Annotated in this window: 11 protein-coding genes and 1 other RNA gene; 7 read left to right on the forward strand and 5 right to left on the reverse strand. The window is 67.3% G+C overall.

Features of this window, described 5'->3' with window-relative positions:
* Positions 1 to 19: 19 nt before the first annotated feature.
* Complete coding sequence (locus AC4ELH_RS20480; protein WP_498886320.1) at positions 20 to 439, reverse strand: VOC family protein; 420 nt, start codon at positions 437 to 439, stop codon at positions 20 to 22.
* Between the two features lie 9 nt (positions 440 to 448).
* Entirely contained in the window at positions 449 to 901 is a 453-nt protein-coding gene (locus tag AC4ELH_RS20485) for a helix-turn-helix transcriptional regulator (RefSeq protein ID WP_055115158.1), read from the reverse strand.
* Positions 902 to 930: 29 nt separating this feature from the next.
* Between AC4ELH_RS20485 and rnpB the strand changes: the two genes are divergently transcribed.
* Positions 931 to 1,325: RNase P RNA component class A (gene rnpB, locus AC4ELH_RS20490), an RNA gene on the forward strand.
* Positions 1,326 to 1,336: 11 nt separating this feature from the next.
* On the opposite strand, the gene AC4ELH_RS20495 is transcribed toward rnpB, so the two are convergent.
* A complete protein-coding gene (locus AC4ELH_RS20495; RefSeq protein WP_498886321.1) occupies positions 1,337 to 2,827 on the reverse strand; it encodes a CYTH and CHAD domain-containing protein in 1,491 nt (496 codons plus the stop codon).
* A gap of 162 nt (positions 2,828 to 2,989) precedes the next feature.
* Between AC4ELH_RS20495 and AC4ELH_RS20500 the strand changes: the two genes are divergently transcribed.
* The gene (locus AC4ELH_RS20500; RefSeq protein ID WP_463791296.1) at positions 2,990 to 3,688 is read left to right on the forward strand and encodes a TetR/AcrR family transcriptional regulator; all 699 of its coding nucleotides are present in this window, start codon (positions 2,990 to 2,992) and stop codon (positions 3,686 to 3,688) included.
* Positions 3,689 to 3,698: 10 nt separating this feature from the next.
* Positions 3,699 to 4,484 (forward strand): enoyl-CoA hydratase/isomerase family protein, encoded by a 786-nt coding sequence (locus AC4ELH_RS20505; RefSeq protein WP_064959824.1) that lies wholly within the window; start codon positions 3,699 to 3,701, stop codon positions 4,482 to 4,484.
* 34 nt (positions 4,485 to 4,518) lie between these two features.
* Here AC4ELH_RS20505 and AC4ELH_RS20510 read toward each other — a convergent pair whose 3' ends face one another.
* Positions 4,519 to 6,342, reverse strand: a complete 1,824-nt coding sequence (locus tag AC4ELH_RS20510; protein ID WP_448443254.1) for an outer membrane protein assembly factor BamB family protein — start codon at positions 6,340 to 6,342, stop codon at positions 4,519 to 4,521.
* A 98-nt stretch (positions 6,343 to 6,440) separates the two neighbouring features.
* Entirely contained in the window at positions 6,441 to 7,286 is an 846-nt protein-coding gene (gene panB / locus AC4ELH_RS20515) for a 3-methyl-2-oxobutanoate hydroxymethyltransferase (RefSeq protein ID WP_055115148.1), read from the reverse strand.
* 218 nt (positions 7,287 to 7,504) lie between these two features.
* On the opposite strand from panB, the gene AC4ELH_RS20520 reads away from it, so the two are divergent.
* The 4 genes from AC4ELH_RS20520 (at position 7,505) to glnA (ending at position 13,428) form a co-directional block, all read left to right on the forward strand.
* The gene (locus tag AC4ELH_RS20520) at positions 7,505 to 8,836 is read left to right on the forward strand and encodes a WS/DGAT/MGAT family O-acyltransferase (RefSeq protein ID WP_498886394.1); all 1,332 of its coding nucleotides are present in this window, start codon (positions 7,505 to 7,507) and stop codon (positions 8,834 to 8,836) included.
* 65 nt (positions 8,837 to 8,901) lie between these two features.
* Positions 8,902 to 10,419, forward strand: a complete 1,518-nt coding sequence (locus tag AC4ELH_RS20525; RefSeq protein ID WP_236732067.1) for an alpha/beta hydrolase — start codon at positions 8,902 to 8,904, stop codon at positions 10,417 to 10,419.
* An 89-nt stretch (positions 10,420 to 10,508) separates the two neighbouring features.
* A complete protein-coding gene (locus AC4ELH_RS20530) occupies positions 10,509 to 12,035 on the forward strand; it encodes an alpha/beta hydrolase (RefSeq protein WP_498886325.1) in 1,527 nt (508 codons plus the stop codon).
* A 52-nt stretch (positions 12,036 to 12,087) separates the two neighbouring features.
* Entirely contained in the window at positions 12,088 to 13,428 is a 1,341-nt protein-coding gene (glnA, locus tag AC4ELH_RS20535) for a type I glutamate--ammonia ligase (protein ID WP_064959828.1), read from the forward strand.
* Positions 13,429 to 13,475 lie beyond the last annotated feature (47 nt).

Genomic DNA, 13,475 nt, shown 5'->3' on the forward strand with positions numbered 1-13,475 from the left:
CGCGGCTTGGTCACGCGGGTTAGTCCGTGCGTTGGGTCAGCCGGATGCTGTTGCCCGATGGGTCACGGAACCCGGAGTCGATGCCGTAGGGCATCTGATTGGGCGGCTCGGTGAACTCGACGCCGCGGGCGGTGAGCTCCTCGTAGCTCTTCTGGCAGTCGTCGGTGGTCAGAAAGACCGTGCCGGCGAAGCCCTTTGCGGTCAGATCCTGGACCTGCTTGCGGGTCGATTCATCCATCACGGGCTCGCCGAGTACAGCCATCAGCACGATGCCGACGTCCTCCTGTCCCGGCGGGCCGACCGTGACCCACCGGAAGTTGCCCATCTCCTCCGGAAACGAAACGTCTTCGCGCACTTCCATTCCCACCTTTTCGGTCCAGAACTTCAACGCGACTTCCTGATCGTGAACCCACAGATGCGTGTAAGCGATTTTCATCATGAGCAGACGCTACGTCCGCTCTGGCCCGGCCGTCTTCTCCGTTTGTGCTGTCTTGGCTCGGCCGGTGTGGGCCCGCCGGGTATCGCGCGCCAGAATGCAACTGGGCACCGGGGCGCGCAGCATCGCAGGCGGCAGGCCGGCGCGATAGGCCGCGGGAGGCTTGCCGTACACGCGAGCGAAACTGGTGGTGAACGACCCCACGCTGTGTAGGCCGACCATCACGCAGATGTCCGCCACCGAGCGGTCGGTGTTGCGCAGCAGCGCCGCAGCCCGTTCCAGCCGCCGGCTCTGCAGATAGGCGCGCGGAGACTCACCGAAGGTGCGGGTGAACATGCGACTGAAATGCGCCCGGGACAAGCCGGCCGCCGCGGCAAGGTCGTCGACGGTGATCGGATCCGCGTAGCGGGCGTCCGCCAGATCCTTCGCGCGGAGCAAATATCGTGCCGGTGGCACCTGAGCCATGATTTTGAGGGTAGTCTGACCAGCGCGAACGAGTTGGCTGGGCGGCCGCGGCACCTTCGGGTGTCGAGGAAAGTCCGGACTTCACAGAGCAGGGTGATTGCTAACGGCAATCCGAGGCGACTCGCGGGAAAGTGCCACAGAAAACAGACCGCCACCTGAGCCCTTGCGGCCAGGGGTAAGGGTGAAACGGTGCGGTAAGAGCGCACCAGCACCCCGGGTGACCGGGGTGGCTAGGCAAACCCCACCCGAAGCAAGGCCAAGAAGGCCGCAACCTGGTTGCGGCCGCGCAGGCGTTCGAGGGCTGCTCGCCCGAGCCTGCGGGTAGGCCGCTCGAGGCACCCGGCGACGGTGTGTCCAGATGGATGGTCGCCGCCTCGCCCTCTGGGGCGGGGGACAGAATCCGGCTTACAGGCCAACTCGTTCGCCCTCAGCCCCCTAGTGGGCCTTGCGCACCGCCTTGGCCAACTTCTTCAGCGCGTCGTCCAACAACGCCCGGGACTGCTGGGCGGCGTCGTGCTCCTGTTGATAGAGCAGCCCGTAGGTGAAGGTGTCCTCGCCGGCGGCATGTGCGGCATCGGCTTGGGTGCTCAGGTGTGCCTTGCTCACCACGCTGTCCTGGTGGCCGCCCAGCAGGGACTGGATGCTCTTCGCCCGATCGGACACCTTGTCCGCCCCGGTGGCAGCCGCGGTATAACGAAGCCGTTTGGCGCCCTTGCGGATCCGGTGTAGCGCCTCATCCTTCTCCTCAGCGCTGGCATCTTCGGCAGCCACCGCCGCGGCGGTCTTGGCCGCCTTGCGTACCCGCTTGTACGCGGCGTCGATGGTCACCGATGGCGCAGAGCCGTCCGCAGATTCGGGCTTCTCGGCACCGACCAACTCTTCCAGTGAGTCCAGCAACCGGAAGTAGCGTTGTGACCGCATCGCCAGCAGCGAACGTCGCCAACCCGCGGTGTAGCGGCGGTTGGCACCCTCGACCAGACGCTGGCGCACCGGACCGCGGACCAGCTCGGCGGGCATCTCGTCGAGTGCGCGCTGATAGCGCTCGCCCAACACCTCGGCATCGCGGGCCACACCCAGGACAGCGGCCAGCGCCCGCAACTCGTCGAGCACCCAGCCGTCGTCATCCAGCCCGAAGGAGTCCTTGGACTCCTGCAGCAGACTGCGGATCTTGCGGGTCGTCACCCGCATCTGATGTACCGAGTCGTAGGCGTCCGCGCGTACGGCCCGGTCCCACTCCAGCAGCGCGTCGATCTGCTCGGCGATGGCCCGGTGCACCGGATCAGCCGGGGGCGTCGGGGCCGGGGCCTGGTCGGTACCGAGGACCTTGGCCAGCTTCGAACCGTGCCCGGCCGGTTCCGCGCCGGCATCCGCGAGCCGGTTCGACAGGCGGTCCATCAGGTCGTCGGGCACGTCGGCGGTGAGCAGTTCCAGCTCCCACTCGCGCCAGCTCTGTTCTTCGCCTTCGGTGGCCGAAGCGGTCACCCGGTCATCACAGAATTCGGCCAGTGCGACGCCGTCCGCTCCGTGCAGTACCTCGACGTGGCGTGCGGTGCTGATCCGGGCCACAGGGGCCAGCGGACGATCCCGGACGATCGCCAGCACGATGTCGCGCAGATCCTCGGGCACTGTGGTGGTGCCCGCGCCCAGAGGCGTGCGGACCTCGGTGCGGGTGTCGACCCCGGCCGGGAGCTTCAGGTGCCAGCCCGCGTCGTCGCCGCCGGTGCGGCGCCGCAACGTGATGCGGTGCGCTGCCAGGTCGCGATCAGGGGTGTCGAAGTACACCGCATCCAGATGCTGGGTCGGGGTGTGTTCCACCTCGGTGACGGCCGACAAACCCTCGAACGAGGGCGAGACGGTGTCCTCGGTGACGGCGAACTTCCGCTCGATTTCGGTGTATCTCGCGGTCTTGGATTTGCCGGGAGCCATAGTCACCTTCGCTGTGCACCGGAGGCGGGAGATCGGATGGCACCAGCGTGCCATATTCGGGTGGGTGCCACGACCGGTGTCCGGTCACAGCAACATCAAGACTTGGCGCTGTCCCGACCGCGCTGACGGTCATGTCCGCAGACGTCTCTTACTGTTGCTGGCATGGGGGCTGAGACGACACCGGCGAGCGCCAGTGCCGGGCGCGGACGCCCGCGGCTGGAGCGGCCGCGGCGACCGGGCACGACTGCCCGGGAACAGATCCTTGACGCCGCCGCCGAACTGTTCACCAACCACGGCTACGCCAGCACCTCGACCCGGCGGATCGCCGACGAGGTCGGGGTGCGACAAGCCTCGCTGTATCACCATTTCGCCACCAAGGACGACATCCTCGACGCCCTGCTGGCCGGCACCGTCGACGAGGCCCTCCGCCTGGGCGCCGAACTGCTCGACGGCGCGGGTACGGCGGCACAACGCCTGCACATCCTCGCCGTCGCCGATGCGCGCCAGTTGTGTGCGGGACGGTGGAATCTGGGTGCCCTCTATCTGCTTCCCGAGCTCCGGACCGACCGGTTCGCGCCGTTCCGGCAACGACGCGCCGAGCTTCGCGAGGTGTACCGCAGATTGTCAGACGCGGTGATCGCCGAGTGCGGTGGTCCACCCGCGGCCGCCGACCTGCCGTTCCGATTGGTGGAATCGGTGGTCAACACCCGCTCCGACGAGGTCGAGGGCACGCCCGCGCAGCCCTGGGTGATCGCGGAGGCGGCGCTGCGGATCCTCGGGTTCGACGGCGACTTCAGTCCGCTGGTGACTGCCACCGCGGCTCGACTGGGGGTGCGACCGCCGCAAACCCCGGCCCGCTAGAGTTCGGGCCGTGACCGAGCCCACCTATGAAGCCATCTCGTTCGAACAGTCCGGAGCCGTCGCATACATCACGCTGAACCGCCCGGATGCCGCGAATGGCATGAACGACACCATGACTCGCGAACTGGCCGACGCCGCGCGGCGCTGCGACACGCCTGCGACCAAGGTCGTGGTGCTGACCGGTGCGGGCCGGTTCTTCTGCGCGGGTGGCGACCTGAAATCGTTCGCCACCGCACCCGACCGGGGCCAGTTCATCAAGGGCGTCGCCGACGACCTGCACCAGGCCATCTCGTCGTTCGCCCGGATGGACGCCGTGCTGATCACCGCGGTCAACGGCACCGCGGCCGGCGCCGGGTTCAGCCTCGCGGTGACCGGTGACCTGGTCCTGGCCGCCGAATCCGCCACCTTCACCATGGCCTACACCAAGGTGGGCCTGAGCCCCGACGGCAGCGCGTCCTATCACCTGCCGCGACTCGTCGGCTTGCGCCGGGCGCAGGAACTCATCCTCACCAACCGCACGCTCTCGGCCACCGAGGCGCAGGAGTGGGGACTGGTCACCGAGGTGGTCGCCGGCGACGAACTGGCCGCGCGTGCCGCCAAACTGGCCGAGCAGGTGGCCACCGGGTCCGGCGGATCCAACGGCGCGGTCAAGTCGCTGCTGGTGTCCTCGTTCAAGAACAGCCTCGAAGAGCAGATGGCTGCCGAAGGGCGGTTCATCGCCGAGCGGGCCAACTCCGCCGACGGCCGCGAGGGCGTCGATGCTTTCCTGGCCAAGCGCAAGCCTGACTTCGCCTAGGCGCTCGGGCCGTGAACGCTCAGGCCGCCAACACTCAGGCATAGCCCTCGATCACCACGGTCTCCATGTCGGGAACGTCCTGGCGTAGTGCCAACAAGACGCCGGGCGCGGCCACCAGTCCGAGGATCGCGTCGAAGGGGACTTCGGACATCGGCTGACAGGTCGTATTGCTGAACATCCGCAAGAACGAATGTTCGTCGGACCTGGAGTCCGGGCCGTAGTCGTAGACCACGAAGCCATCGCGCAACGCCACGTAGCCGACCCTGGACTCCCTGCGGTTGGGCAGCAGCCTGCCTCCGGGATATATCGGCGTCGTGGTGGTGCATCGCGGTTTCCCGTCGCTGCCATACACCGACAGCGCGGAGTCCCTTGTGGGTGGATTGCGTTTGTGGCGGACCAGGAAGTCTTCGGCGGGCGCCGGTGTGGTCAGTGCGTCGACATCCGCCGGGAGCGCCACTATGAGCTCCTTGCCCGGATCGACGTAGTAGTCGGTCGCGCGCTGCGGATCGCTTGCACTGACCTCCAGATAGATCCCGTCCGAGCCGGTCGGAAATGGGTAGATCGAATAGTCGCGCCAGGACTCGTCATCGAGGGGTACGTCCGGCAGATACGTGTACTCCCAGAGTTTCTCACCGTTCCGCGGATCGGCCGCGAGGATCCGGTGGTCCACCACGCGATGCCCCTCGGTCTCGCGCTCGCACCACAACAGGGACGTGAGCCGGTTGCCGGTATCGGCGGCGCGCTGCTCAGAACAATCACCCCGGGGATTGGTCACCGACCACATGGCTTTCCCGGTGCGGGCATCGAACCGGGTCCAGGTTTCGTCGGTGCGGTCGACGAGGAACGGATCGGCGTCATAGAGGCCTGATTCAGCGAGGAATGCTGACGTCAACCGGGCGTCGCGGCGGGTCCACAGCCGTTGCCCGGTGATCGCGTCGATACCCACGAGAACAGATTCCGAACGGGCCGGCGCCGCACCGAGGTCCGCTATGACCACGGTGGCGCCCCGGTCGTAGACCCGCGCCGACATGATGGCGTCTGCGGGCCCGGTTCTGCGGTAATGCCAACGCTCGTTGCCGTCGGCGCCATATGCCGTGACAGCGCCGGCGTAACTGACGATGAAGCCCGGGCCCGCAGGCCAGATTTCGTAATTTCGCCGGTCGATAGCTGGCCGTGCCCCGGGCAGTTTCACGCTGAATCTGTGCTGGCCGAGCGCTGTCGGGTACGGCGGAACGTCGACTCGATCCGCCGTGGTCGCGTCGATGAATCTGGCGTCGTTACCGGCGAACCCCGCGGCGACGGCCACTGCCCCGGACACCACGACCGCGACGACGACACCGACCACCAGCGCCGACTTCACGCGTCGAGTCCACCAGGGCAGCCCGAAGCCCGCGAACACCGTGGCGACTGCACCTGCGATGGCAAGCACCCAGGCACCGATCGCCGCTGGCAGCGCCGCTGTGATGGGGCCTTCACTCATGACTTCCCGGACGTAGCCCAGCGCGCCGGTGCTGAATGCGGCGAGGAACACGAGGGCGCAGACCGCCACTACGCCCACGGAGGCCCAACGGGGTGGCAGGGCCGCAGCCCGAGACCGCATGGTGCGCTGAAGGGGGATCAGAAGCAGTACGGCGACGACGGCTGCCGACACCGAAAGGAAGGTGGCCGAGTTCCACGGATGCTCGTCGACGCCCGAAGGGGGAGCGGCATCGCCGACCACGCCGAACTTGGCGTCGAGGCGACTCCAGACGGCCAGTGCAATCGCCGACAACAGCAGGACAATGGCGGCGCCGGCAGAGAACGAGGCAATTCGACTCGGTGGGGCGCCGTCAGCGGGCTTGTCCTGGTCGCTGTTCACACGCCCAATCGTCACACGGATCAACGCACCGCCAGATCAACAAAAACGTCGCTGAATCCGTTCTCCAGCGACGTTTTCGTTGATCTCGGCGGGGGAGATCAGTAAGAGTGCTCTTCGGCCGGGAACACCCCGGACGCCACGTCGTGGGCGTACTGCGTTGCCGCACGGTGCAGTTCGCCGCCCACGTCGCCGAAACGCTTCACGAACTTGGCGGTCTTACCACTGGTGAGTCCGGCCATGTCCTGCCAGACGAGCACCTGGGCATCGCAGTTGGGGCCGGCCCCGATGCCGACGGTGGGGATGGTCAACTTGCCGGTGATCTGCGTGGCCAGCTCGGCGGGCACCATCTCCAGCACCACCGCGATGGCACCGGCTTCCTGCACGGCGATCGCGTCGTGAATGGTCTGCTCGGCGGCATCGCCGCGACCCTGCACGCGGAACCCGCCCAGCCCGTTGACACTCTGCGGCGTGAAGCCGATGTGCGCGACCACCGGGATGCCCGCGGCGGACAGCGTCGCGATCTGATCGGCCATCCGCTCACCACCCTCGAGCTTGATGGCCTGCGCGCCGGTCTCCTTCATGAAGCGGGTGGCGGTCGCCAGCGCCTGGGTGGGGCTGCTCTCGTAGCTGCCGAACGGCAGGTCGGCGATCACCAGGGCGTGCGGGGCGCCCTTGACGACCGCGCGGGCCAACGGGATCAGCTCATCGATGGAGATCGGCACGGTGGTGTCGTAGCCGTAGACCACGTTTGCGGCCGAGTCGCCGACCAGCAGTACCGGAATCTCGGCCTCGTCGAATACCCGGGCGCTGGAGTAGTCGTAACACGTGAGCATCGCCCACTTGTGGCCTTCGGACTTCCACTTTTGCAGTGTCAGCGTGCGGACTTTGGTGCGCGGCTTGGCTTCGACAGAATCGGAAGCACCATAAACAGACTGTTCAGACATCGTCGTCCCTTGTGATGGTCGGTTCGATCCTCGAGGCCGCTCTGCGGTCCCCGGGTTCGGCTGACAAATGTAAGTCTGCCACTGCACGTATTGAACGCCAAAGCGACGTTCGAGTGGATTTCCTCACAGTTCGTGCGCGGAGCCCTAACATCAGCGGCATGCAACGGCTCAGCGGACTCGACGCCAGCTTCCTGTACCTCGAAACTGCTGCGCAGCCCATGCACGTGTGCTCGGTGCTGGAACTGGACACCTCGACCATGCCGGGCGGCTACACCTTCGACCGGATGCGTGACGCGCTTACCCTGACCATCAAGGCGATGCCGCAATTCCGGGAGAAGCTGGCCGACAGCCGGTTCAATCTCGACCACCCGGTGCGGGTGGAAGACAAGGACTTTGACGTCAACCGGCACCTGCACCGGATCGGCCTGCCCGGGCCCGGTGGGCGGGCCGAGCTGTCCGAGATCTGCGGACACATCGCGTCGCTTCCGTTGGACCGGACCCGGCCGTTGTGGGAGATGTGGGTCATCGAGAACGTGGCGGGCACCGACGCTCACGCCGGGGGCCGATTGGCGCTGATGACGAAGGTGCACCACTCCGGCGTCGACGGGGTGACCGGCGCCAACCTGATGTCGCAGCTGTGCACGACCGTGGCGGATGCGCCGCCCCCGGACCCGGTCGACGGGGTGGGCGGTGCCACCGGCGCCGAGATCGCCATCAGCGGGGCACTCAGGTTCGTGAGCCGGCCACTGAAGCTCGCGAACGTGCTGCCCTCCACGGCGAGCACGGTCATCGACACGGTGCGCCGGGCAATCAACGGGCAGGCGATGGCGGCCCCCTTCAACGCGCCGAAGACTGCGTTCAACACCAACATCACCGGCCAGCGCAGCGTGGCGTTCGCCCAGTTGGACCTCGATGACATCAAGACCGTCAAGAACCACTTCGACGTCAAGGTCAACGACGTGGTGATGGCGCTGGTGTCCGGCGTGCTTCGCACCTTCCTGCACGACCGAGGTGAACTGCCGGAAAGCTCGCTGGTAGCGATGGTGCCGGTATCGGTGCACGACCGCTCGAACCGGCCCGGCCGCAATCAGGTGTCGGGGATGTTCTCCAAGCTGGAGACCAACATCGAGGATCCGGCTGAGCGCCTGCGGGCCATCGCCCAATCGAATTCCGTTGCCAAGCAACACAGTTCCGCGATCGGAGCGACATTGCTGCAGGACTGGACCCAGTTCGCGGCACCTGCGGTGTTCGGCGCCGCGATGCGGGTGTACGCGGCCAGCCGCCTGTCCGGGGCCAAACCCGTACACAATCTCGTCATCTCGAACGTTCCCGGGCCACAGGACCCGCTGTACCTACTGGGGTGTGAGGTCAAGGCCATGTACCCGCTGGGCCCGATCTTCCACGGATCCGGGCTCAACATCACCGTGATGTCGCTGACCGGCAAGCTCGACGTCGGCATCATGTCCTGCCCGGATCTGCTGCCTGACCTGTGGGATATGGCCGACGATTTCCACGTCGCGCTCGACGAACTCCTTGCCGCTACCCGATAGCGTCGGGGCACCTCGTGACCAGGCCCGGCCTGCGGCGATGTCGTGCCATGGCAGCATGGTCAGCCATGAAGTTCAGGATGAGGTTCGGCGCGCTGCTGGCAATGACGGCGGTGGCCGCGGCGGGCTGCACCCAGGTGGTCGATGGCCAGGCCAAGATCGCCGTTCCGCGGCCCGGCACGCCGGTGCAATGGCTGCCGTGCAACGCCGGCTCCGGTGACCACGTGCAGATCCCCGACAACGCCGAATGCGGGATGCTGTCGGTGCCGGTCGACTACTCGAAGCCTGACGGCGACGTCGCCCGCCTGGCGATGATCCGGTTCCCGGCCGCGGGCCAGAAGATCGGCTCGCTGGTGATCAACCCCGGCGGCCCCGGTGAATCCGGCGTGGAATCGGCCGTCTCCCTGTTGTCGGGCCTGCCGCAGTCGGTCAAGGACCGCTTCGACATCGTCGGGTTCGATCCGCGCGGTGTCGGATCCTCCACACCCGCGGTGTGGTGCAACTCCGACGAGGACAACGACCGGCTGCGCGCCGACCCGACGGTGGAATACACCCCCGAAGGCGTCGAGCATCTGGAGAACGAGACCAAGAAGTTCGTTCAGCGCTGCGTCGACAAGATGGGCAAGGAGTTCCTGGAGAACGTCGGCACCGAGAACGTCGCCAAGGATCTGGATGCCATCCGGGTTGCCCTCGGCGACGACAAGCTGACCTACCTCGGCTACTCGTACGGCACCCGCATCGGCGCCACCTATGCCGAGCAGTTCCCGCAGAAGGTCCGCGCGATGATCCTCGACGGTGCCGTCGACCCCAACGCGGACCCGGTGGAAGAAGACATCCGTCAGGCCGCGGCGTTCCAGAAGGCCTTCGACGACTACGCCACCGACTGCACCACCAAGAACCCCGACTGCCCGCTGGGCACCGATCCGGCCAAGGCCGTCGAGGTGTACAAGAGCCTGATCGACCCGCTGGTGGAGCACCCCGCCAAGACCCGCGATCAGCGCGGGCTGGGTTACAGCGACGCCACGGTGGGCACGATCCTGCCCCTGTACTCGCCGAACCTGTGGCGGCACCTCACCGAGGGTCTGACCGGACTCAAGAACGGCAACGGTGACGTCATGCTGGCGTTGGCAGACCTCTACATGGGCCGAGACGCCAAGGGCCACTACAACAATTCGACTGACGTGCGCGTCGCGGTGAACTGCGTGGACAAGCCCGCGATCACCGACCGGGCCACCGTCGTCGAAGAGGACCGGCGGGCCCGAGAGGTGGCCCCGTTCATGAGCTACGGCGAGTTCACCGGGCATGCGCCCATGGGCACGTGCGCGTTCTGGCCGGTGCCGCCCACCAGCAAGCCGCACGAGATCTCGGTGAAGGGACTGCCTCCGACCCTGGTGGTCTCGACCACCAACGACCCGGCCACGCCCTACCAGGCGGGCGTCGACCTGGCCCGCCAACTCGGCGGCACCCTGGTGACCTTCGAGGGCACCCAGCACACCGTGGTGTTCCAGGGCAACAAGTGCATCGACGACATCGCCGCGACCTACCTCGTCGACGTGACGGTGCCCCCGCCCGGAACCCGTTGCTGACCGCCCCGACCGTCAAAAGTCACCGGTTGGTCTCCGGCCGATCTCTGCTCGGCCTCAGGCGCAGACCCGGCGGTGGCCGCCGTGCGACCATGACTGCCGTGTGGTGGGCGGGTAGGCGGGCGGCGAGCGCCCTTGCGGTGACTCTGCTCAGCGCATCTGCCTTGGTGTGCCCGGTCGCGGTACCTGTCGCGGCTGCTGCGCCGGAATCCGGGCCGGAGTGGGGAAGTTGCGCTCAATGGGTGCAAGATCCGGCACGGATTCCGACGGCGCAGTGCAGCACGGTCGCCGTTCCGATCGATTGGAACTCCCCGGACCCCCAAGGCGCACAAGCGCAATTGGCCGTCATCCGGATACCCGCCAGCGGGCAGCGGATCGGCGCCCTGTTCATCAACCCGGGCGGCCCCGGCGCCTCGGCGGTGGACACCGTCGCCGGCATGGGTGCCGCCCTGGCCGGCTCCCCACTCACCGATCATTTCGATCTGGTGGGCTTCGATCCGCGCGGCGTCGGGCATTCCACCCCGGAGCTGCGCTGCCGCACCGACGCCGAGATCGACGCCTACCGCCGCGAGCCGATGGCCGATTACAGCCCCGCCGGGGTCGCCCACATCGAAGATGTCTACCGCCAGTTCGCCCAGCAGTGCCTCGACCGCATGGGCGCACCGTTCCTGGCCAATGTCGGCACCGCCTCCGCCGTACGGGACATGGATGCGGTGCGGGCCGCGCTGGGGGAGGAACAGATCAACTATCTGGGCTTCTCCTACGGCACCGAACTGGGCAGCGCGTACGCCGAACAGTTCGGGAACCGGGTGCGCACGATGGTGCTCGACGGCGCGATAGACCCCAGCCTGGATCCGATCACCAAGAACGTCCGCCAACTCGCCGGCTTCCAGAAGGCCTTCGACACCTACGCCGCGGAATGCGCGACGTCAGCCGACTGCCCCCTGGGCACCGACCCTGCCCAGTTCGTCAGCCGGTACCAAGGGCTCGTGGATCCACTGGTGACGACGCCGCACCCCACTGCGGACCCGCGTGGACTCGGCTACGCCGACGCGATCACCGGCACCGGCAACGCCCTGTATTCGGCGCGCTACTGGCCGTACCTGACCAGCGGGCTGCTCGGGTTGACGCGTGGCACCGACACCGGCGACCTGCTGTTGCTCGCCGACGACTACTGGCGCCGCGATGGAACCGGGCACTACCAGAACATGCAGGATGCGTTCACCGCGATCCGCTGCGTCGACACGCCGTTCCCCACCGACCCAGCGGTGTGGGCCGACGCGGATCAGCGGACCCGTGCTGCCGCCCCGTTCATGTCCTACGGCGAGTTCACCGGATACGCGCCGCGGGACATCTGCGCGCTCTGGCCGGTGCCCGCGACGTCGTCACCCCACCCGGTCACCGGGCCCGGGCCGGGCAAGGTCGTGGTGGTGTCCACCACCGGCGACCCGGCCACGCCGTACCAGGCCGGGGTGGAACTGGCCCGGCAAATGGACGCGGCGCTCATCTCGTTCAAGGGCACCCAACACACCGTGGTGTTCAACGGGAACGCCTGCGTCGACACCGCGGTGCTGAACTTCTTCGTCACCCAGGGCTCCCCGGGCAACCTCTCCTGCTAACTCCTTGCAGGCCCGTAACACAGAATTAACAGCCGATGCCTACGCTGCGCTCATGGACCGCCAGAAGGAATTCGTGCTGCGCACCCTGGAGGAACGCGATATCCGGTTCGTTCGGTTGTGGTTCACCGACGTCCTCGGCTACCTCAAATCGGTAGCGATCGCGCCCGCCGAACTCGAAGGCGCCTTCGAGGAGGGCATCGGTTTCGACGGCTCTTCGATCGAGGGCTTCGCCCGCGTCTCGGAATCCGACACCGTCGCCCGGCCCGACCCGTCCACCTTCCAGGTGCTGCCCTGGACGACCAGTGCGGGCAAGCACTACTCGGCCCGCATGTTCTGTGACATCACCATGCCGGACGGCTCACCGTCGTGGGCCGACTCCCGGCACGTGCTGCGCCGGCAGCTGGCCAAGGCCAGCGACCTGGGCTTCACCTGCTACGTGCACCCCGAGATCGAGTTCTTCCTGCTGCAGCCTGGCCCGGACGACGGGTCGGTGCCGGTGCCGGCGGACAACAGCGGTTACTTCGACCAGGCCGTGCACGATTCGGCCCCCAACTTCCGCCGGCACGCCATCGAGGCGCTGGAGCAGATGGGCATCTCGGTGGAGTTCAGCCACCACGAGGGCGCACCGGGCCAGCAGGAGATCGATCTGCGCTACGCCGACGCCCTGTCGATGGCCGACAACGTGATGACCTTCCGGTATCTGGTCAAGGAGGTCGCGCTGGCCGACGGTGTGCGGGCGTCGTTCATGCCCAAGCCGTTCGGAGAGCATCCCGGCTCGGCCATGCACACCCACATGAGCCTGTTCGAAGGCGATACCAACGCCTTCCACAGCCCCGACGACCCGCTGCAGCTGTCCGACGTGGCCAAGTCCTTCATCGCGGGCATCCTTGAGCACGCCAGCGAGATCAGCGCGGTCACCAACCAGTGGGTGAACTCCTACAAGCGCCTGGTGCACGGCGGTGAAGCCCCGACGGCGGCGTCTTGGGGCGCGGCCAACCGCTCGGCGCTGGTGCGGGTTCCGATGTACACCCCGCGCAAGGCGTCGTCGCGGCGCGTGGAGGTCCGCAGCCCCGACTCGGCATGCAACCCCTACCTGACCTTCGCGGTGCTGCTGGCCGCCGGTCTGCGCGGCGTGGAGAAGGGCTACGTGTTGGGCCCGCAGGCCGAGGACAACGTCTGGAGCCTGACGGCCGAGGAGCGTCGTGCCATGGGCTACCGCGAGCTGCCCACCAGCCTGGGCAACGCGCTGGAGGCCATGGAGAACTCTGAGCTCGTCGCGGAAGCGTTGGGGGAGCACGTATTCGACTACTTCCTGCGCAACAAGCGCGCAGAGTGGGAGAACTACCGCAGCCACGTCACGCCCTACGAGCTGAAGACCTACCTGTCGCTCTGAGACGGGTGGCGCCGGTGCCGGTCGTTTCCTGCGAGCGTGCGCTACCG

It is taken from the genome of Mycobacterium shunyiense (assembly GCF_058270075.1).

What these genes read in the sequence shown, in the direction of transcription:
- AC4ELH_RS20495 (WP_498886321.1), bottom strand. Translation starts at nt 2,827, where the DNA reads ATGGCTCCCGGCAAATCCAAGACCGCGAGATACACCGAAATCGAGCGG.
- AC4ELH_RS20530 (WP_498886325.1), top strand. Translation starts at nt 10,509, where the DNA reads ATGACTGCCGTGTGGTGGGCGGGTAGGCGGGCGGCGAGCGCCCTTGCG.
- AC4ELH_RS20525 (WP_236732067.1), top strand. Translation starts at nt 8,902, where the DNA reads ATGAAGTTCAGGATGAGGTTCGGCGCGCTGCTGGCAATGACGGCGGTG.
- AC4ELH_RS20480 (WP_498886320.1), bottom strand. Translation starts at nt 439, where the DNA reads ATGATGAAAATCGCTTACACGCATCTGTGGGTTCACGATCAGGAAGTC.
- AC4ELH_RS20520 (WP_498886394.1), top strand. Translation starts at nt 7,505, where the DNA reads ATGCACGTGTGCTCGGTGCTGGAACTGGACACCTCGACCATGCCGGGC.
- AC4ELH_RS20500 (WP_463791296.1), top strand. Translation starts at nt 2,990, where the DNA reads ATGGGGGCTGAGACGACACCGGCGAGCGCCAGTGCCGGGCGCGGACGC.
- panB (WP_055115148.1), bottom strand. Translation starts at nt 7,286, where the DNA reads ATGTCTGAACAGTCTGTTTATGGTGCTTCCGATTCTGTCGAAGCCAAG.
- glnA (WP_064959828.1), top strand. Translation starts at nt 12,088, where the DNA reads ATGGACCGCCAGAAGGAATTCGTGCTGCGCACCCTGGAGGAACGCGAT.
- AC4ELH_RS20485 (WP_055115158.1), bottom strand. Translation starts at nt 901, where the DNA reads ATGGCTCAGGTGCCACCGGCACGATATTTGCTCCGCGCGAAGGATCTG.